The following is an 18,123-nucleotide window of genomic DNA, read 5'->3' as shown; positions in this document are numbered from 1 at the left end:
GACACAAGCGACCCTGCCCCCGCCCTGAGCGGGGGCCTTTTGGCCGAACTGTCCTCGATCTGAAACTCCGCCCTTGAACGTGCGCGCGCGCCTCGGTATACGCGCCGGGTGGCCCGGTATGGGCCGCGACTCGTTCACAAACACACGCCGTGTTCGGCCGCTCCCGTCGCTGGGGGCCGCATCCGGCAAAGGAGAAGCGACATGAAACTGCACGAATTGCACGACAATGACGGCGCAAACAAACGCAAGAAACGCGTTGGCCGTGGCCCCGGTTCCGGCATCGGTAAGATGGGCGGCCGTGGTATCAAAGGTCAAAAATCCCGTTCGGGCGTGGCGATCAAGGGCTTTGAAGGCGGCCAGATGCCGCTCTACCAACGCCTGCCGAAGCGTGGCTTCAACAAGCCCAACCGGAAATCCTACGCGGTCATCAACCTTGGCCTGATCCAGAAATTCGTCGAAGCAGGCAAGCTGGATGCTGGCAATGCCATCACCGAAGACGCGCTTATCGCGTCCGGTCTGGTGCGCCGCAAGCTGGACGGTATCCGCGTTCTGGCAAAGGGCGATGTCACGTCCAAATTGACCCTCGAAGTTACCGGTGCCTCGAAGTCTGCCATCGAGGCGGTCGAGAAGGCTGGCGGCTCGCTCACGGTCACGACCGCGCAAGCTGCTGAATAAGAGGTTGTGAGCGGGCGTCAGTCCGCTTACATATCTTTGAGTTTTCCAAACGCCGCCCATGAGCCGGAAAACGGCCCGGGCGGCGTTTTCACTATAGAGAGACCCGCATGGTATCTGCAGCAGAACAAATGGCCGCGAATACAAGCTGGGCGGCATTGGGCAAGGCCACTGACCTGCGCAATCGCATCCTGTTCACGCTTGGCCTCCTGATCGTCTATCGCCTTGGCACCTACATTCCCGTTCCGGGCATCGACGGTCTGGCTCTGCGCGAATTCATGGAACAGGCCCAGCAGGGCATCGGGGGGATCCTCACGATGTTCACCGGTGGTGCGCTTGGCCGTATGGGGATCTTCGCTCTGGGGATCATGCCGTATATCTCTGCCTCGATCATCATTCAGCTCCTGTCCTCGATGGTTCCGTCGCTGGAACAGATCAAGAAAGAGGGCGAGCAGGGCCGCAAGAAGATCAACCAGTACACTCGCTACGGCACGGTGATTCTGGCGACCTTCCAGGCTTACGGTCTGGCCGTCTCGCTGGAAGCGGGCGATCTGGTGACGGATCCCGGTCTCTTCTTCCGTGCGTCCTGTGTTATCACGCTGGTCGGCGGCACCATGTTCCTGATGTGGCTGGGCGAGCAGATCACCGCCCGCGGCATCGGCAACGGCATTTCGCTGATCATCTTCGTCGGTATCATCGCCGAGGTTCCGGCCGCATTGGCGCAGTTCTTTGCCTCGGGCCGCTCCGGCGCGATCAGCCCCGCTGTCATCATTGGCGTGATCCTCATGGTCATAGCGGTGATCATGTTCGTGGTGTTCATGGAGCGCGCCCTGCGCAAGATCCATATCCAATACCCGCGCCGTCAGGTCGGCATGAAGGTCATGGAAGGCCAGTCCAGCCATCTGCCGGTCAAGGTCAACCCTGCGGGCGTTATTCCGGCGATCTTTGCGTCGTCGCTGCTGCTGTTGCCCACGACAATCGCGACCTTCTCTGGCTCTGATGCCGGTCCGGTGATGTCGACTATCCTGGCCTATTTCGGGCCCGGACAGCCGCTCTACCTGCTGTTCTTTGCCTCGATGATCGTGTTCTTTGCTTATTTCTACACGTTCAACGTGTCGTTCAAGCCGGATGAAGTTGCCGACAACCTGAAAAATCAGAACGGCTTTGTGCCGGGTATCCGTCCGGGCAAGAAGACTGCCGAATATCTGGAATACGTCGTCAACCGCGTGCTGGTGCTGGGGGCTGCCTATCTTGCCGCGGTCTGCCTGCTGCCCGAGATTCTGCGCGGTCAGTTCGCCATTCCCTTCTACTTCGGCGGCACCTCGGTGCTGATCGTGGTGTCGGTCACGATGGACACGATCCAGCAGGTTCAAAGCCATCTTCTGGCGCATCAATACGAAGGTCTTATTCAAAAATCGCAGCTTCGCGGTAAAGGAAGTAAGAAACGTAACAAACGGGGGCCTGCGCGCCGATGAACATTATTCTGCTAGGACCGCCTGGTGCGGGCAAAGGAACCCAGGCGCGTATTCTCGTGGATGAGCGTAATATGATTCAGCTGTCGACCGGTGACATGCTGCGCGAAGCCAAGGACAGCGGAACCGAGATGGGCAAGATCGTGGCCGACGTCATGGCGCGTGGCGATCTGGTCACCGATGAGATCGTCATCGGGCTGATCCGCGAGAAGCTGGAAGGCGACAAGGCGGGCGGCTTCATTTTCGACGGCTTCCCCCGGACGCTGGCGCAGGCCGACGCCTTGGGCGAGTTGCTTGAAAACTCAGGCGAGACGCTGGATGCCGTGATCGAGATGGAAGTGGACGACGCGGCGCTGGTGGCCCGGATCACGGCCCGTTCGACCTGCGGCAATTGCGGTGAGGTCTACAACGACCAGACCAAACCGATTCCGGCCGATGGCAAATGCACCAATTGCGGCGGAACAGAGTTCAAGCGCCGGGCGGATGACAATGAGGACAGCCTCAAGACCCGCCTGATGGAATATTACAAGAAAACCTCGCCGCTGCTTGGCTATTACTATGCCAAAGGTGCATTGACCCAGGTCAACGGTCTGGGTGAAATCGCTGACGTCAAAGCCGAGATCAAGACTGCGCTGCTGGACTGATGGCTGGCAGCGAGGCGGTTTCGTTGCCTGTTTGGGTGCTTCTGGAACGCTGTTGAACTAAAGCGATTGCACGACATCAAAGAAAGCTCTTGACAGGGGTTGACGATACTTCAGGCGACCAATAGACAGCCATATCTCGCGGTTTGCGCGCGATTCCCCATTGGGGCTAAATCATCTCGAATTCAGCTGCGGCCTGGGCATATGTCGTCCGGGCTTGCGTTGTGAAAAAAGGTTCTGGAGCTACGGAACCGCAACAAAAGGAAAGTGACACGTGGCACGCATCGCCGGCGTAAACATCCCGACCCACAAACGGGTCCCGATCGCCCTTACTTACATCACCGGAATTGGTCATTCTTCGGCCAAGGCCATCTGTGAAGCCGTCAACATCGACGCGACTCGCCGTGTGAATGAGCTGTCCGACGCCGAAGTTCTGGCGGTTCGGGAACATATCGATGCCAACTACGACGTTGAAGGTGACCTGCGCCGCGAGACGCAGATGAACATCAAGCGCCTGATGGACCTTGGTTGCTATCGCGGCCTGCGTCATCGCCGCAATCTCCCTGTCCGCGGTCAGCGGACCCATACCAACGCACGCACGCGCAAAGGCCCCGCTAAGGCCATTGCCGGCAAGAAGAAGTAAGGGAGATCAGAAGATATGGCACGCGATACCCGTCGTACGAAGAAAAAGGTTTCCAAGAACATCGCCACTGGCGTTGCGCATGTGAACTCTTCCTTCAACAACACCAAGATCCTGATTTCTGACGTTCAGGGCAACGCAATTTCGTGGTCCTCTGCCGGCACTTGCGGCTTCAAAGGCTCGCGGAAATCGACGCCCTATGCCGCTCAGATGGCCGCTGAAGATGCGGGCAAAAAGGCTCAGGAGCATGGCGTGAAAACGCTGGAAGTCGAAGTCCAGGGCCCTGGTGGCGGCCGCGAATCCGCACTGCGCGCTCTGGCCGCGGTCGGCTTCAACATCACCTCAATCCGTGATGTGACCCCGATGGCGCATAACGGCTGCCGCCCGCCAAAGCGCCGCCGCGTTTGATCTAGATTACTCATTACCGGGGCCTTGCCAGGTGCAGGGCCCCGTGTCGTCGTTAGAAACCTCGGGCGTTTGCCTTTTAGGACATGGAAGGCAGACAAGAATGGAGGGACGCATGATCCACAAGAACTGGGCTGAACTGATCAAGCCCACACAACTGGACGTAAAGCCGGGCAATGACCCGATGCGCCAGGCAACTGTTGTGGCCGAACCGCTGGAACGCGGATTTGGTCTGACGCTGGGCAATGCGCTGCGCCGTGTGTTGATGTCGTCGCTTCAGGGCGCCGCGATCACATCCGTGCAGATCGACAACGTATTGCATGAATTCTCGTCCGTCGCCGGTGTGCGCGAAGACGTGACCGATATTGTGCTGAACCTCAAGGGCGTGTCCTTGCGGATGGAAGTCGAAGGGCCCAAGCGTCTGTCGATCAATGCCAAGGGGCCGGGCGTTGTCACCGCCGCCGATATTTCGGACAGCTCGGGCATCGAGATTCTGAACAAGGAACATGTGATCTGTCACCTGGATGACGGCGCGGATCTGTTCATGGAACTGACCGTGAACACCGGCAAGGGCTATGTCGCTGCCGACAAGAACAAGCCCGAGGATGCACCCATCGGCCTGATCCCGATCGACGCGATTTATTCGCCGGTCAAGAAGGTCAGCTATGACGTGCAGCCCACCCGCGAGGGCCAGGTGCTGGACTATGACAAACTGACGATGAAGATCGAAACCGATGGCTCAATTCCGCCGGATGACGCCGTGGCCTTTGCTGCGCGCATCGTTCAGGATCAGCTGTCGATCTTCGTGAACTTCGACGAGCCGGAATCGGCAAATCGTCAGGACGAAGACGATGGTCTGGAATTCAACCCGTTGCTTCTGAAGAAAGTGGACGAGCTGGAGCTTTCCGTGCGTTCGGCCAACTGTCTGAAGAACGACAATATCGTGTATATTGGCGATCTGATCCAGAAGACCGAGGCAGAGATGCTGCGCACCCCCAACTTCGGCCGCAAGTCCTTGAACGAGATCAAGGAAGTGCTGTCGGGCATGGGTCTGCACCTTGGCATGGATGTTGAGGATTGGCCGCCGGACAATATCGAAGATCTGGCAAAAAAGCTGGAAGATTCGTTCTGAGAAATACCTGTCCCGGGCTTGACCCGGGACCTGTCGCCCAGAGGCCCCGGATCAAGTCCGGGGCGGGTAGGGTAAACATCCGGGCATTTGCCCCAAGGAGAGTTCCTGACACGCATCGGGAGCCGGACAAAGCAAAACCGCTCGTAGAGAGCAATTAGGAGAAAAGAACATGCGTCACGCAAGAGGTTACCGCCGCCTGAACCGCACCCACGAGCACCGCAAGGCGCTTTGGGCGAACATGGCCGGCTCGCTCATTGAACATGAGCAAATCAAGACCACCCTTCCCAAAGCCAAAGAACTGCGCCCGATCGTCGAGAAGCTGATCACGCTCGGCAAGCGCGGGGATCTGCATGCACGTCGTCTGGCGGCGTCGCAGCTCAAGCAGGACATCCACGTTGCAAAGTTGTTTGACGTGCTCGGCCCGCGCTTTGCCGACCGCAAGGGCGGCTACATCCGCATCATGAAAGCGGGGTTTCGCTATGGTGACATGGCACCGATGGCGATCATCGAATTCGTCGACCGCGATGTCGACGCCAAGGGCGCGGCAGACAAGGCCCGTCTGGAAGCTGCTGAAGAATAGACTGCTCTTCGATAGAACGATACGAAAGCCCGCTTCGGCGGGCTTTTATTTTGCGCTGACCAGGCGGCTTTTTTCGATGCAGATGGCGCTGCTAGGGCACTCTGGCAACCACCTGCCCGCATTCCCGATCAAGGATTTGATGTTAGCCCGGCAAACGGGCAATCCGGGTGATCTCCCGCTAGCGCGGTATCTGCAATCAGAGCATCAGAACAGCGTAAAACCCTTTGTGAACCTGCCCGTCCTTGCTGACGCGCAGCAGCGGTTGTGGCTCAAGGCTTGCATCGCGGCGCACGCGCAGACATATGCTGTATCAGCCCGTGATGCGCGGTGGCCCACTATGCCAACAGGATAAGGACGGATGGCCGATCTCTTCGACAGCGCCCAGAAAGTAGCCGCAGATAACGGCCCGCGCCCCTTGGCCGACAGGCTGCGACCACAGTCGCTGAATGAGGTCATCGGGCAAGAGCAAGTGCTTGGACCGGAGGCACCCTTGGGTGTGATGCTGGCGTCCGGCACACTGTCGTCGCTGATCTTCTGGGGGCCGCCGGGTGTCGGAAAAACCACGATAGCGCGTCTTCTGGCGGGCGAGACGGACCTGCATTTCGTCCAGATCAGCGCGATATTCTCAGGCGTTGCGGATCTGAAGAAGGTTTTCGAGGCCGCCAAGCATCGTCGGGCGAACGGGCAGGGGACTTTGCTGTTTGTTGACGAAATCCACCGTTTCAACAAGGCGCAGCAGGACGGTTTTTTGCCGCATATGGAGGACGGCACGATACTGCTGGTTGGGGCGACCACGGAAAACCCCTCATTCGAACTGAATGCGGCCTTGATGTCCCGCAGCCAAGTGCTTGTTCTGCAACGCCTATCGCTTGCCGATCTGGAGCGTTTGGCGCAGCGCGCGGAGAAAGAGGTAAGCCGGGCATTGCCGTTGACCGGCGAAGCCCGAGAACAACTGTTGGAGATGGCCGATGGTGACGGGCGGGCGCTGCTGAACCTCGTCGAGCAGATCATGGCGTGGAAGGTTGAAAAACCGCTTGATACCAAAAGCTTGAGCGAACGTCTGATGCGTCGTGCGGCGCAGTATGACAAGTCCGGCGATGCGCATTACAACCTGATCTCGGCACTTCACAAATCGGTCAGGGGATCAGACCCGGATGCCGCGCTTTATTGGTTCGCGCGGATGCTGGAAGGGGGCGAGGATCCGCGCTATCTGGCGCGGCGCATCACGCGGATGGCGGTTGAGGATATTGGGTTGGCGGACCCGCAGGCGCAGTCCATCTGTCTGGAATCGTGGGAGATTTTCGAACGCCTTGGCAGCCCCGAAGGCGAGTTGGCGATCGCGCAGGCGCTGGTCTATCTGGCGCTCGCCCCGAAATCCAACGCGGTCTATACGGCCTATAAGGCCGCGCGGAAGGCGGCGGCGAAAACCGGTAGTGAGCCACCCCCCAAACATATCCTGAACGCGCCGACAAAGCTTATGAAGTCAGAGGGTTACGGCGACGGCTATGCCTATGACCACGATCAGGAAGACGGGTTTTCCGGGCAGGATTACTTTCCCGAAACCATGGCCCGGACAGAGTTTTATGCCCCTGTCGAGCGCGGTTTTGAACGGGATCTGAAAAAGCGCGTCGAATATTTTGCCAAACTGCGCGCGCGGCGCAATCCGGGGTGAGGTTTGGGGCCATTTGTGCCTTTTGCACGCTGAATATGTACATAAGCCCTCGCAGCGTCAAAGCCGCTGTGCGCTTGACAATAGCGGCGCCAGACGCGACAGGTCCGGCATGATTTTCACCGTCCTTCAAGTCGCCCTTGGCGGGGCTATTGGTGCCAGCGCGCGCTTTCTGACCGGGGTCGGCGTGACGCGGGTCTTCGGGCTGACCAGCTTTCCTTTGGGCGTGCTTACGGTCAATGTTCTTGGCTCTTTCATCATGGGCGTCTTCGTCGTCATGGCGGCCAACAAGGGGCTGACCCATTGGGGGCCTTTCGTGATGACTGGAATCTTGGGCGGCTTTACCACTTTTTCATCCTTTTCGTTGGAAACTGTCACCCTGATCGAACGGGGCGCATTCGGGCTGGCGGGGCTTTATGTGCTTTTGTCGGTCGGGTTGTCGGTTGGCGGTCTGACACTTGGGATGCTTGCAACGCGCGGGGTCTTCGCATGAGCCAGGTACAGAACGTCACCATCGGGCCGGACGACGCCGATCAGCGGCTGGACCGCTGGCTGCGGCGGATGTTCCCGCATGTGCAACAGGGGCGCATCGAAAAGATGTGCCGCAAGGGAGAGCTGCGCGTCGATGGCGGGCGGGTCAAGGCCAACACCCGGCTGAACGCAGGGCAGGTGGTGCGCATCCCGCCCATTCCGGCGGAGGATCACAAGCCCGCGCCGGTGCGGATGGATCTGCATCCTGCCGATGAAGAGATGATCCAGGGCACGGTCCTGTACCGCGATGACCATATCATCGCGATCAACAAACCACCGGGCCTGCCGACGCAAGGCGGCAGCGGGCAGGGGGTCCGCCATGTCGATGCGCTGTCTGCGGCGCTGACATTCGGATATGACGAAAAGCCCCGGCTGGTGCATCGGCTGGACAAGGACACATCCGGCGTCTTGCTGCTGGCGCGGACCCGGCCCATGGCCAAGGCGCTGACAGAGGCGATGCGCCACCGGCTGACGCACAAGATCTACTGGGCGCTGGTGGCCGGTGTGCCGACGCCCTATCTGGGCGAGATCCGCTATGGGTTGGTCAAGGCGCGCGGCCATGGTGCCAAGGGCGAAGGCGAAAAGATGCATTGCGTCCATCCGCATGAGATGAACGGAACCCCCGGCGCACAGCGGGCGCATACGCTGTATGCCACGCTTTACCGGGTGGCGGGGCGCGCGTCCTGGGTGGCAATGGAACCGATCACCGGCCGGACGCATCAGCTTCGTGCGCATATGGCCGAGATCGGGCATCCGATCATCGGCGATGGCAAATATGGCGGCTCTGGTCAGGACAACCCCGGCGATGGCTGGGGCGCGCAACTGGGCGGTGTGATTTCGAAAAAACTGCACCTGCACGCGCGCTCGCTAAGCTTTGAGCATCCGGTGACGGGCAAGGAGATCACGGTGACCGCGCCGCTGCCACCGCATATGGCGCAAAGCTGGGAGACGTTCGGCTGGACCGAAGACTTGGCCGACGCAGACCCGTTCGAGAGCCTGCGATGAGTGACGCACCGAAACTGATCGTCTTTGACGTCGATGGCACGCTTGTGGACAGTCAGGCGGATATTGTCGCCTCGATGGGCGCGGCCTTTGCCGATGCGGGGCTGCCTGCGCCTGCGCGCACGGATGTGCTGGGCATTATCGGGCTGTCGCTGGATCAGGCAATCGGCAAGCTGGCACCGCAGGTGGATGCCGCTGTGCTGTCGCGCATGGTCGCCGCCTATAAGGATGCCTATGTGGCGCTGCGGATGCGCGACGGGGCAGAGTCGACCTCGCCGCTTTATCCGGGTGTGCGCGCCATGCTGGAGAGGCTGAAGGCGCGTGATGACGTGTTGCTGGGCGTGGCAACGGGCAAGTCCCGGCGCGGGCTTGACGCGCTGCTGGAAGGCCACGGGCTGAACGGTTTTTTCGTGACCGAACAAGTGTCGGATTTTCATCCGTCCAAGCCACACCCCTCGATGCTGGAGACCTGTCTGGACGAGACCGGCGCGCTGGCCAGCGAGGCCGCGATGATCGGGGACACGTCCTACGACATGGATATGGCGCGGGCTGCGAAGTTCGGCGCCGTGGGTGTCAGCTGGGGCTATCACCCGGTGGCACGGTTGCGGGCGGATGTGGTGATCGACACGATTGAAGACCTGCCCGGTGCGCTGGGGCGGATCTGGAAAGGCTGGGCATGAGTTTCGGGGCGGCAAAGCGGTTCTGGAAAGAGACGCAGGTGGTCGAGGCCGAGGGCGGGTATTCCGTGGCGCTGGACGGGCGCGCGGTAAAGACGCCCGCCAAGAAAGCACTGGTGGTGCCGACACGGGCGCTGGCCCAGGCCATTGCGGATGAATGGGACGCGCAGGAAGACCGGGTCAACCCGCTGACCATGCCGGTCACGCGCGGCGCGAATGCGGCCATCGACAAGGTTGCGGTGCAGTTTGACGAGGTAGCAACGATGCTGCTGGCCTATGGCGACGCCGATTTGTTGTGTTACCGCGCCGACAGCCCCGACGGATTGGTTGCCCGGCAGGCGCAGGGCTGGGATCCGTTGCTGGACTGGGCCGATGCGCGCTTTGGTGCCCGGTTGGCACCGCGAACCGGCGTGATGCATGCGGCGCAGGACCCAAAGGCACTGGCCGCGCTTGAGGGCATCGTGCGTGGGATGACGGCATTCGAACTCGCAGCGTTTCACGATCTTGTGTCGATTTCGGGCTCCTTGGTGCTTGCATTGGCCGTGTCAGAGGCGCACCTGAAGGCCGAAACCGCGTGGGATCTGTCGCGGATCGACGAGATCTGGCAAGAGGAAAAATGGGGCGTGGATGACGAAGCCGCGCGTATGACTGCGCGAAAGCGTGGCGATTTTCTTCAGGCCAAGGTGTTTCTGGACCTGTGTCGGCGCGGGCCGTGACACCGGTCTTGAAGCAGAGAGCTTGACGCAAGGCAAACCGCAAGCCGCGGGTATTCGAAGAGAGTTGTCTTGACCTTACATGCAGATTTCGCCCAAACTCCTGCACATTGAGCGTGATTTTCGATGTGCTGGATATGTGGTCGGCGGCTGGGGAGCGCAGGTCACTGGCCGCGATGAGTTTTAAGTACTGGAAGGGATGACGATGAAGGGGACCGCATTGCTTGGTGCGCTCGGCGTGGCCGGCCTGACGGTTGGTGGCGCAGCGGCGGGCACGCTTGACGATGTCAAGGCACGCGGCATGCTGAACTGTGGCGTGTCCGAAGGCATGGTCGGCTTTGCCGCCGCCGATGTGAATGGCAATTGGGACGGTTTCGATGTCGGCATGTGCCGCGCAGTTGCGGCTGCGGTTCTTGGCGACCCGTCGGCGGTGAACTTCGTGCCCACCACGAACAAGATCCGCTTTACCGCCTTGGCATCGGGGCAGATCGACGTCCTGGCCCGCAACACCACCTGGACGTTTTCGCGCGACGTCAACCAGCAGTTCGATTTCGTCGGGATCAACTATTATGACGGCCAGGGCTTTCTGGTTCCCAAAGAGCTTGGCGTGTCCTCGGCAAAAGAGTTGAACGGCAAGGCCATCTGCGTGCAGGTCGGCTCTACGGCCGAGCTTAATCTTGCGGATTATTTCCGCAAGAACAACATGGAATATACGACCGTTCCGATTGACACGGTGGCCGATGCACAGGATCGCTATCTGGCGGGTGAATGCAATGTCTACACCACCGATGCGTCCGGATTGGCCGCAACCCGTGCGACATTCCAGAACCCCAAGGACCATGTCGTCCTGCCCGAGATCATCTCGAAGGAACCGCTGGGCCCGTTGGTGCGCCATGGCGATAACGAGTGGGGCGACATCGTGCGCTGGACGCTGAATGCGCTGATCGCGGCGGAAGAATACGGCGTCACCTCGGCGAATGTCGACGAGTTGTCCGGCGTGACCGACAACCCTGAAATCAAGCGTCTTCTTGGCACATCCGGATCGTTGGGCGAGATGCTGGGCCTCAGCCCCGACTGGGCAAAACGCGCCATCATGGCCGGTGGGAATTATGGCGAATTGTTCGAAAAGAATATCGGTCAGAACACGCCGGTCGGCCTGTCGCGCGGGCTGAACGCGCAATGGATCGACGGCGGATTGCTCTACGCGCCGCCGTTTCGTTAGGCGGCGGTTCAGCGCAGCCTAACGACGCCGCGCTTCCCCATGCCGTCACCAGCACAGAACGTCCGGGATGTTCTGATCGGGGAAGGGCTAGGCGACCTTGGCCTTGCCGCCGCGGCGGTGCCGCTGTGGGCACTTCCCGCCGACCAACGATCAACCATCGCCGGGCTGTGCGAACACCCTTGACGAACTCCAACGACGAAGTGCCAACTGGCCCCGGTTCGCGTGCACTGACGCAACCGGGGTTCTTTTTGTTTATTCCTATCCCCTTCCTGAAGAGAACCAGGAAGAGTTGACTTATTCCGAATCTGTGCGCATCTACACCACAGAGTAAATGCAGATAGGAGTTTTATCATGACAAACGTTTCAGGCACATCACAGAAGGTTGTCAACCGTCGCAAGCTGTTTGAGTTGGGGGAAGCGGCGCTAGAACAAGCGGGTTGGCGCGTTGAGCGTATTCAGGGCATTGGCAAGTCCAGCGTCCGAAGGATCGTGAAGGGCGATGAGCGGTATACAGTGTCGATTCGCACCACGCAGGACACTTGGATTGCCTTCCCTCGCAATGAAGCTGATAGCGGTTGGGGCACGCTGGAAGACGTAGATTACGTCGTTGCCGTCACAGTTGACGACAGGGACGACCCGAAAGAGGGGTTGGCCTACATGGTGGACGGGGACGAAATGCGGGAAAGGTTTGACCGCGCTTATCGTGCGAGACTTGATGCGGGTCACACCATCCCTACAGGTCGCGGTGTTTGGGTTTCCATGTTTATCGCCGAAGACCCGAACGCAGCGTCTTCGGTTGGGGGCGGCATCGCGCTTGGCAGAGAGCCGTTGCTAACCATGCGATTGGACGGGCAACCCGAAGATCACGCAACCGATGCGACGCCGCCGGTTCCGTCCGCTCAATACGAAGCGCCTTTGACCATCGCGGATGCAAAGCACCGCTTGGCGCAGTCGTTGGGCGTCGATCCCGAAAAGGTCAAAATAGTGATTGAGGCATGATATGCTTTGCAGCCGGTTCGCACGTTTTTCGCGGCGACCCGGCTGCGATGCTTCTCGCAGGGTGCGACATGCGGTCACGTCTTCGTGAGCGTCCGGCAGGGCTTTCGGGGCTGTTTGGTGCCCGTTAAATCTTTAGACAATGCTTAGGCAGAGCGCAACAGCTTAGATTTTATCCACTTAAAACAATAACTTACAAGCAAAAGTGGCAGCCCATAGGGGAATCCGACCCTGATCCTAAGTGATTGATTTTGCTTGAGCAAGTGTCCCACGCCCGCGCTGATACGGCACCATAGAATTCAACAGATTGCCACAAGGGTGTCCCACGGCGATTTCAGCTGCGTCAGCTATGTCGCTTGTCGGACAGGAAGTCCATTGACCAACGCTCGCCCGGCCTCATCGCTCTTTGCGATCGTCTCCGGAAGGTTGATCATGGTATCGGTCATCGTGTGCTCCTTCGTTGTCATCGGTCGTTGAACAACCTTAGACTATGAAGAAACGTGGTGGCCGCCAACCCGGCCGCGCGCTGCGCTAAGCCAATGGCTTCGCGCGCGGCCTCCTACACCACCCGGTGGGACACAACCTTGAGCTTGGCATTCTTATCTTCAAGTGCCGTCAGTTTGGGGGCATCAGACACCTCCATGCCGCCATACTTCGATTTGCACTTGTAGAACGCGCCCTGGCTGAGGCCGCGCTTGCGACACACTTCCGTAGTCGGCGTTCCGGCTTACTGTTCCTTGATCATTCCGATGATCTGCGCCTCGGTGAAACGGCTCTTTCGCATCTGTCTGCTCCCTGAAAAGGTTGAGAAAACTCTACATCAGAACGAGGGAAGTTTCGGGGGGCAGGTCACTGGTGCTACATCATCCGAGCCATTGCTTCAGCTTGTCTGATCACAAACTTCACGGCATCAGCCTGCAGATCCGGAGGATACCCGCCACGCTACGGCTTACTATCGCAAGCTGGACTCGAATAGGCCGAACGGCTCTAATGACCATCATCATGATTCGGGCGGATCCTCAATGTTCAAGCAGTCCTTTGAAGTTAATGACATTGCAATCCAAATCGCGGCGGCGGTCGACGAAGAGCGATCGAGCAACGGTGAAGTGGTTTCGAGAATCGATGTTGAGTGGCGATCTGAGAACACCGGCGGTGAATGGAGATCAAGCAAGCTCTATGTCCGCGCGAGCGAGGAGACAGGGAAAGCCTAAGTATTTACCGACGAGCGCCCGCTCTACGAACAAAACATAGACGAAATCGCACCCTCTGACAGTCTTGATGTAGACGCTGAAGACGAAGCGTTCGGCGCTGAGATGCCCGATCTCAACGACTTCTTGGGCGTGTTATCGGCAATGGATCCGATCGTCGGATGCGCTGTTCGAGGCGCGGCGACGACAGTTGTCACGGAAACAGCCCGCTGCTGGAAGCAAGTCGGACCCCGGGGTCCGTTCGGGGAGAGGGCAAAAAGGACGGCGACATGTCTGAGGAACAGCGGCTGGAGAGTCGCGCTGCAGTTTGTCAAGCGCGTAGCGAGATGCATCATATCGCTCGGGCTGGTGTAAGAAGGCTCTGACCAGTCTTGGCAGTTGCATGGGCAGTCAACTCCCGCCGTGTGGGGTCGATGCGGCGGTGGAGCGCCCTTGGCTGCTTCAGGTGCGAAATTCTTCGATTAGACCGGCCTCAATCGCATCGTCCAAGAACCAGCCGAGGCGCATGAGACACGCGGTCTTTTCATCCCACTCTCCACAGCGACCGAGCGCCTCGATAGTCAGGGCCAGATGATCCGCGTCTTGCTTCCTGTGGACCTCGGTTGCCTTGCCTACAACGATTTTTATGGCTGCAAGGATCTTGGCTCGATCGATTCCGTCGGCGACGAGTTCCGACGCCAGCGACAAACCGAACTGAATACCAGAGAGTTGGGAAGTCTCATTGGTGCGCGAGATGCGTCTGGAGACCTCAAGAGCTTGGTGATTCGAAAGTGCCATTGCCTTCCCTTTCCTTGTTAATCGGCTGTTGCGTCAACCGATACCGAGGAAATGGGCACGACTCCTAACCCAAAAAAATTGGACTCCAAACTGACGTCGAAATGTTCTCTAAGGCTTTGAAGTAAAGACAAAGAAACCGACTGGAAGCTGTCATATAGATCAGGAAGGTCGCTGTGCGATACGCGAAACTGACTTCGTTTTTTCTGGATTCCGCCCTCAATCTTCACTGCTGGATCGAGGTAGACCTGCCCGGCATTCGCGAAGCGCGTGAACTTGAAGCAGTCCGTGCCAGTCGTTCACCCGCCGGTCTCAGCCCGATCACGTATTCGACCTGGGCCATCACAGAGAAGTACAAAATGGCGAACAGCGCTTTGTAGGACGTTTCGCTCCTGCTACTGACCTCTGGGAGGTGCTGCATGGTCGACCAAGAGAAAGCGAAACCCAAGAAGAAGAAAAAACGGCGCGGGAATACCCTGGAGAACTGGGAGGTGGCGATCGTGAAGACCATGATTGCCCGCGGCAACCCGTTCACGAATGACCAAGACATCCTCGCCTACTTCACCCGCCCAACTCGATCCGTGAATCATCGCCTCATCAGCGAGATTCGAAATGAGGCGAAACACAAAGCGATCAAACCGGCGAGCGACCACGATCTCGACGCATTCTTGGCGACGTGGCCGGACATCGACCATGAGACCGGACTGAGCATCCGGGGTGATGAACTCCTCATCAAAGCCCGCGAAGCTATGATCGCCGCCGTGCAGACTTTTAACAGCGCTGGCCTGACGTTCCGCGCTGAGCTCTTTATTGTCACTGGCATCATCGCGTGGACATATCTCCTTCACGCTTGGTTAAAGCGGGAGGGCATTGATTACCGATATCCGGGCCAGACGACGAAGGAAGGTGCCGACAAATTCTGGGAACTTGGCCACTGCCTGAGGCAGGGCAAATGCCCGGCGAAGGGAGGCGTTGCAAAGAACCTCCAGTTTCTGATTGAAATCAGACACGAGATCGAGCACCGCTCAACGAGCCGGATCGATGACGCCCTCGGCGCGAAGCTCCGTATGCGGCGACTACGCCCCATTGAGTTCCCGCTTGCACGTAGCCGCGATGTGTTGAAGCGGATCCCATTCGGTAGCTCGTCAGGGACTACGAGACGAGGTCCCTATGCGCCGTTGGGCTGCGGCGCGTAGGCCCACGGCATCAGGGCGTCGATGTTGCGGTCAAGGTGGCCGTTGGCCAATTTCGTGAACAGGTCGCGCAGATAGGCATAGGGTTCGACGCCGTTCATCTTGCAGGTGGCGATCAGGCTGGCAAAGCGCGCCCAGTTCCGTCCGCCCTCGTCGTGACCGGCGAAGAGCGCATTGCGGCGATTCATGGCAGGGCTGCGGATGGCGTTCTCGACGAGGTTGGAGTCGATATCGACGCGACCATCGTCCAGGAACAGGCGGAAGCCGTCCTGACGCTTCAGCATGTAGGCCATCGCCTTGCCGAGGTCGGACTTGCGCGAGACCCGCCCGGCCTGCGCCTGCAGCCAGGCGAAGAACTCGTCGACCAATGGACGAGACAGTTCCTGCCGGACAGCCCGGCGCTGATTAGGATCCGAGCCACGGATTTGGTCTTCGATCTTGTAGAGCCTGGCGATGCGCAACAGCGCCTTGTCCACGATAGGCGAACCCTTCTTGGGTTTGGCCTTGATCAGTTTGCGTCGTCCATGCGCCCAGCAGAACGCCAGACGCAATGGATCGCCGCCCGTGCGTTTTGGTGTGGCAAGGTGAGTATAGGCGCCGTAAGCATCGACTTGGATCGTGCCGTTGAAGCCGTGCAATATTTCGGCGGCATATTCGCCTTTACGCCCGGGGCGGTAGTGGAACACGACACCCGGCGGCGCGGTGCCGTTCCAGCCACGGTCGTCGCGCAAGGCCGCCCAAAGGTAGCCAGTCTTGGTTTTTCCGCGCCCGGGATCCAGCACCGGGGCGGTGGTTTCGTCGACATAGAGCCGGGAGCTTTCCGACATCAGGCGCCTGCCCATATGATCGACCACGGGCGCAATCAGCGCGCCGGTCCGACCCATCCAGTCAGCCAGAACCGAGCGGTCGATCGGCACGCCGTGACGGGCCATGACCATGGCCTGGCGGTTCAGCGGCATGTGTTCGGAGTGCTTGGACACGGCGATCTGTGCCAGCAGCGCCTCGGTGGGCCAGCTGCCCTCCAGAAGATGCGCCGGGGCTTTGGCCTGCACCACACCCGCGCGCCCTTTGGGGCAGGCGTATTTCGGGCGGATCGTGACGATCACCTGATAGCGCGCCGGGATGTAATCCAGCCGATCGACCCGATCCTCGCCGATCTTGACCATGTCGCCACAACCGCAAGGGCAAGCAATGCTGTCTGGTTCGATGACACGCTCAACGCGCGGCAGGTGTTCCGGCAAGGCGCGCGCCTTGCGCTTCTTGCGCGGCGCCTTCTTCTCGGGATCGGTCTCGCTGGCCGCGATCTTCTCCTCGACCGCGGCAATCTGTTCTTGGGTCTCGGCGATGGCGGCTTCCAGATCCTCCAGCGCCAGTTCGAGCTGCGCGGGGTCCAGCTTTTCCGATTTCGGTCCGAACTTTGCATGTCGGTATTGTCCGACCTGGCCTTGCAGCTTCTCGATCAGGGCCTTCAGTTCGGTGATGAAGGCGTCCTTTTCGGCGACGACCGCCTGTTCATGCTGGCGGGCCGCACGCTCGACCGCCAGCTCGAATTGCGCGGCCTCGAACGCCTTCACAACCTCGGGCGGGAGGTCCGGAAACAGGCTGAGATCGAAGGGCTGCGACATGCGGATTCATAGCCGTTCCGGGCAGGAAAGGCCAATAAAACAACACCAAAACAGGTAAGTAAATCATCCCGCTGCAATGGGTGGGGCGACCCGCTGCGCAACGATCCGACGCCAGTCCAGACCTTCGAACAAAGCTTCGTGCTGGGCTCGTGACAGCCGCATTGTCCCGTCCTGAACCTTCGGCCAGGCAAAGCTGCCTTGTTCCAGGACTTTGTAGACCATCACGAGACCTGTTCCATCCCAAACCAAAATCTTCAATCTGTCGCCACGTTTAGAGCGGAACACGATCGTCACCCCGGAATGCGGATCCAGCTTCAGCTCGGTCTGCACGATCAGCGCCAGCGCACGATGCCCGCAGCGGAAGTCCACCGGGCGCGTCGCAATCAGGATCGGCTGACGTTGTCCCGCGACGATCACGGCGCACCCCGCAGCGCCTGCACCAGCGCAACCGCACGTTCCACCGCCACATCATCGGGAATGCGCAGTATCACATCGGACCCGATCTCGATCATCAACACCCCGGCGTCACCGGTCGCAGCCGCCTTCGAAGGAGATGAAACCGACTGACCCGCAGGCTCGGGCAGGATGGACAGCGGCACGAAGGCAGGCTCCGTCGCCTCCGCCTTCGGCGATCCATGAAGCGCGTCCATCAAGTGACTTGGCAGGGCCAGCCGACCTTGCCGTGCATGGCGACGCCAATCCGAAAGATGATGCGGAAGAATGTCATAGCGCGCGGCCACATCCACCACCCGGACACCGGGCTGCAGGCTTTCGGCAACGATCCGCGCTTTCACATCATCCGGCCAATGCCGCTTGCCGCGCCGCCGAGGTTCAACAACCTCACACCGCCCCATGAACCCATCACCACCATCCGCCATGTGATACCTCCATCTGCTGACGCAGACCTTGTCGCAGGCACGTCACGCGTCAGAAACACATCAAATCAATGGGCCGGAACCGCCGCATACGGT

At 59.6% G+C, this 18,123-nt stretch carries 21 protein-coding genes and 1 pseudogene; 17 read left to right on the top strand and 5 right to left on the bottom strand.

The annotated features are described in order from the left end of the window. Positions 1–201: 201 nt before the first annotated feature. The 15 genes from rplO (at position 202) to DMZ65_RS17175 (ending at position 12,355) form a co-directional block, all read left to right on the top strand. Entirely contained in the window at positions 202–675 is a 474-nt protein-coding gene (gene rplO, locus DMZ65_RS17245) for a 50S ribosomal protein L15 (protein WP_116600017.1), read from the top strand. A gap of 107 nt (positions 676–782) precedes the next feature. Further along, positions 783–2,147 (top strand): preprotein translocase subunit SecY, encoded by a 1,365-nt coding sequence (gene secY / locus DMZ65_RS17240; RefSeq protein ID WP_116600016.1) that lies wholly within the window; start codon positions 783–785, stop codon positions 2,145–2,147. Then, positions 2,144–2,788, top strand: coding sequence for an adenylate kinase (locus DMZ65_RS17235; RefSeq protein ID WP_116600015.1), 645 nt, complete (start codon positions 2,144–2,146; stop codon positions 2,786–2,788). Before secY ends, DMZ65_RS17235 begins: the two co-directional genes overlap by 4 nt. A gap of 271 nt (positions 2,789–3,059) precedes the next feature. Next, entirely contained in the window at positions 3,060–3,428 is a 369-nt protein-coding gene (gene rpsM / locus DMZ65_RS17230; RefSeq protein ID WP_084352060.1) for a 30S ribosomal protein S13, read from the top strand. Positions 3,429–3,443: 15 nt separating this feature from the next. Continuing rightward, positions 3,444–3,833 (top strand): 30S ribosomal protein S11, encoded by a 390-nt coding sequence (gene rpsK, locus DMZ65_RS17225; RefSeq protein WP_084352062.1) that lies wholly within the window; start codon positions 3,444–3,446, stop codon positions 3,831–3,833. 112 nt (positions 3,834–3,945) lie between these two features. Then, on the top strand, positions 3,946–4,962 hold the full coding sequence (locus DMZ65_RS17220; protein WP_116600033.1) for a DNA-directed RNA polymerase subunit alpha: 1,017 nt from the start codon (positions 3,946–3,948) through the stop codon (positions 4,960–4,962). 169 nt (positions 4,963–5,131) lie between these two features. Further along, positions 5,132–5,542: a 50S ribosomal protein L17 gene (gene rplQ, locus DMZ65_RS17215; protein ID WP_084352064.1), complete on the top strand. Its 411-nt coding sequence runs from the start codon at positions 5,132–5,134 to the stop codon at positions 5,540–5,542. 358 nt (positions 5,543–5,900) lie between these two features. Beyond that, positions 5,901–7,214, top strand: coding sequence for a replication-associated recombination protein A (locus DMZ65_RS17205; protein ID WP_116600013.1), 1,314 nt, complete (start codon positions 5,901–5,903; stop codon positions 7,212–7,214). A gap of 109 nt (positions 7,215–7,323) precedes the next feature. After that, complete coding sequence (gene crcB, locus DMZ65_RS17200) at positions 7,324–7,704, top strand: fluoride efflux transporter CrcB (RefSeq protein WP_116600012.1); 381 nt, start codon at positions 7,324–7,326, stop codon at positions 7,702–7,704. Beyond that, a complete protein-coding gene (locus tag DMZ65_RS17195; protein ID WP_116600011.1) occupies positions 7,701–8,747 on the top strand; it encodes an RluA family pseudouridine synthase in 1,047 nt (348 codons plus the stop codon). The genes crcB and DMZ65_RS17195 overlap by 4 nt, the downstream gene beginning before the upstream one ends. Further along, positions 8,744–9,424 (top strand): HAD-IA family hydrolase, encoded by a 681-nt coding sequence (locus DMZ65_RS17190; protein WP_116600010.1) that lies wholly within the window; start codon positions 8,744–8,746, stop codon positions 9,422–9,424. The genes DMZ65_RS17195 and DMZ65_RS17190 overlap by 4 nt, the downstream gene beginning before the upstream one ends. Further along, positions 9,421–10,137, top strand: a complete 717-nt coding sequence (locus DMZ65_RS17185) for an ATP12 family chaperone protein (RefSeq protein ID WP_116600009.1) — start codon at positions 9,421–9,423, stop codon at positions 10,135–10,137. The genes DMZ65_RS17190 and DMZ65_RS17185 overlap by 4 nt, the downstream gene beginning before the upstream one ends. 202 nt (positions 10,138–10,339) lie before the next feature. Continuing rightward, on the top strand, positions 10,340–11,356 hold the full coding sequence (locus DMZ65_RS17180; protein WP_116600008.1) for an amino acid ABC transporter substrate-binding protein: 1,017 nt from the start codon (positions 10,340–10,342) through the stop codon (positions 11,354–11,356). A gap of 39 nt (positions 11,357–11,395) precedes the next feature. After that, a complete protein-coding gene (locus tag DMZ65_RS19555) occupies positions 11,396–11,539 on the top strand; it encodes a hypothetical protein (protein WP_157960671.1) in 144 nt (47 codons plus the stop codon). Between the two features lie 168 nt (positions 11,540–11,707). Beyond that, positions 11,708–12,355, top strand: a complete 648-nt coding sequence (locus DMZ65_RS17175) for a hypothetical protein (RefSeq protein ID WP_116600007.1) — start codon at positions 11,708–11,710, stop codon at positions 12,353–12,355. Between the two features lie 580 nt (positions 12,356–12,935). Here DMZ65_RS17175 and DMZ65_RS17170 read toward each other — a convergent pair. Then, positions 12,936–13,136: pseudogene (locus DMZ65_RS17170) on the bottom strand (transposase); the annotation flags it as partial. 238 nt (positions 13,137–13,374) lie between these two features. On the opposite strand from DMZ65_RS17170, the gene DMZ65_RS17165 reads away from it, so the two are divergent. After that, entirely contained in the window at positions 13,375–13,563 is a 189-nt protein-coding gene (locus DMZ65_RS17165; RefSeq protein WP_116600006.1) for a hypothetical protein, read from the top strand. 438 nt (positions 13,564–14,001) lie between these two features. Here the strand turns inward: DMZ65_RS17165 and DMZ65_RS17160 are convergent, their stop codons facing one another. After that, on the bottom strand, positions 14,002–14,337 hold the full coding sequence (locus DMZ65_RS17160; RefSeq protein ID WP_116600005.1) for a hypothetical protein: 336 nt from the start codon (positions 14,335–14,337) through the stop codon (positions 14,002–14,004). Positions 14,338–14,753: 416 nt separating this feature from the next. Here DMZ65_RS17160 and DMZ65_RS17150 point away from each other — a divergent pair, with 416 nt between their 5' ends. Next, positions 14,754–15,530: a DUF3644 domain-containing protein gene (locus tag DMZ65_RS17150; RefSeq protein WP_116600003.1), complete on the top strand. Its 777-nt coding sequence runs from the start codon at positions 14,754–14,756 to the stop codon at positions 15,528–15,530. Here DMZ65_RS17150 and tnpC read toward each other — a convergent pair. From tnpC to tnpA, 3 genes are all read right to left on the bottom strand, one after another. Next, a complete protein-coding gene (gene tnpC / locus DMZ65_RS17145; protein WP_116599223.1) occupies positions 15,503–17,152 on the bottom strand; it encodes an IS66 family transposase in 1,650 nt (549 codons plus the stop codon). The genes DMZ65_RS17150 and tnpC overlap by 28 nt on opposite strands. 63 nt (positions 17,153–17,215) lie before the next feature. Continuing rightward, the gene (tnpB, locus tag DMZ65_RS17140; protein WP_108693780.1) at positions 17,216–17,569 is read right to left on the bottom strand and encodes an IS66 family insertion sequence element accessory protein TnpB; all 354 of its coding nucleotides are present in this window, start codon (positions 17,567–17,569) and stop codon (positions 17,216–17,218) included. Further along, entirely contained in the window at positions 17,566–18,030 is a 465-nt protein-coding gene (gene tnpA / locus DMZ65_RS17135) for an IS66-like element accessory protein TnpA (protein WP_116599222.1), read from the bottom strand. Before tnpA ends, tnpB begins: the two co-directional genes overlap by 4 nt. Between the last annotated feature and the right edge of the window lie 93 nt (positions 18,031–18,123).

It is taken from the genome of Primorskyibacter marinus, from assembly GCF_003313245.1.
Taxonomy (GTDB): domain Bacteria; phylum Pseudomonadota; class Alphaproteobacteria; order Rhodobacterales; family Rhodobacteraceae; genus Primorskyibacter; species Primorskyibacter marinus.
The sequence above is the reverse complement of the archived record's forward strand: the minus strand, read 5'-3'. Positions and strand labels throughout refer to the sequence as shown.

Excerpts from the sequence above, each read along its gene's own strand:
- rplO (WP_116600017.1), top strand. The coding sequence starts at position 202 with ATGAAACTGCACGAATTGCACGACAATGACGGCGCAAACAAACGCAAG.
- secY (WP_116600016.1), top strand. The coding sequence starts at position 783 with ATGGTATCTGCAGCAGAACAAATGGCCGCGAATACAAGCTGGGCGGCA.
- DMZ65_RS17235 (WP_116600015.1), top strand. The coding sequence starts at position 2,144 with ATGAACATTATTCTGCTAGGACCGCCTGGTGCGGGCAAAGGAACCCAG.
- rpsK (WP_084352062.1), top strand. The coding sequence starts at position 3,444 with ATGGCACGCGATACCCGTCGTACGAAGAAAAAGGTTTCCAAGAACATC.
- DMZ65_RS17220 (WP_116600033.1), top strand. The coding sequence starts at position 3,946 with ATGATCCACAAGAACTGGGCTGAACTGATCAAGCCCACACAACTGGAC.
- rplQ (WP_084352064.1), top strand. The coding sequence starts at position 5,132 with ATGCGTCACGCAAGAGGTTACCGCCGCCTGAACCGCACCCACGAGCAC.
- DMZ65_RS17205 (WP_116600013.1), top strand. The coding sequence starts at position 5,901 with ATGGCCGATCTCTTCGACAGCGCCCAGAAAGTAGCCGCAGATAACGGC.
- crcB (WP_116600012.1), top strand. The coding sequence starts at position 7,324 with ATGATTTTCACCGTCCTTCAAGTCGCCCTTGGCGGGGCTATTGGTGCC.
- DMZ65_RS17195 (WP_116600011.1), top strand. The coding sequence starts at position 7,701 with ATGAGCCAGGTACAGAACGTCACCATCGGGCCGGACGACGCCGATCAG.
- DMZ65_RS17190 (WP_116600010.1), top strand. The coding sequence starts at position 8,744 with ATGAGTGACGCACCGAAACTGATCGTCTTTGACGTCGATGGCACGCTT.
- DMZ65_RS17185 (WP_116600009.1), top strand. The coding sequence starts at position 9,421 with ATGAGTTTCGGGGCGGCAAAGCGGTTCTGGAAAGAGACGCAGGTGGTC.
- DMZ65_RS17180 (WP_116600008.1), top strand. The coding sequence starts at position 10,340 with ATGAAGGGGACCGCATTGCTTGGTGCGCTCGGCGTGGCCGGCCTGACG.
- DMZ65_RS19555 (WP_157960671.1), top strand. The coding sequence starts at position 11,396 with ATGCCGTCACCAGCACAGAACGTCCGGGATGTTCTGATCGGGGAAGGG.
- DMZ65_RS17175 (WP_116600007.1), top strand. The coding sequence starts at position 11,708 with ATGACAAACGTTTCAGGCACATCACAGAAGGTTGTCAACCGTCGCAAG.
- DMZ65_RS17165 (WP_116600006.1), top strand. The coding sequence starts at position 13,375 with ATGTTCAAGCAGTCCTTTGAAGTTAATGACATTGCAATCCAAATCGCG.
- DMZ65_RS17160 (WP_116600005.1), bottom strand. The coding sequence starts at position 14,337 with ATGGCACTTTCGAATCACCAAGCTCTTGAGGTCTCCAGACGCATCTCG.
- DMZ65_RS17150 (WP_116600003.1), top strand. The coding sequence starts at position 14,754 with ATGGTCGACCAAGAGAAAGCGAAACCCAAGAAGAAGAAAAAACGGCGC.
- tnpC (WP_116599223.1), bottom strand. The coding sequence starts at position 17,152 with ATGTCGCAGCCCTTCGATCTCAGCCTGTTTCCGGACCTCCCGCCCGAG.
- tnpA (WP_116599222.1), bottom strand. The coding sequence starts at position 18,030 with ATGGCGGATGGTGGTGATGGGTTCATGGGGCGGTGTGAGGTTGTTGAA.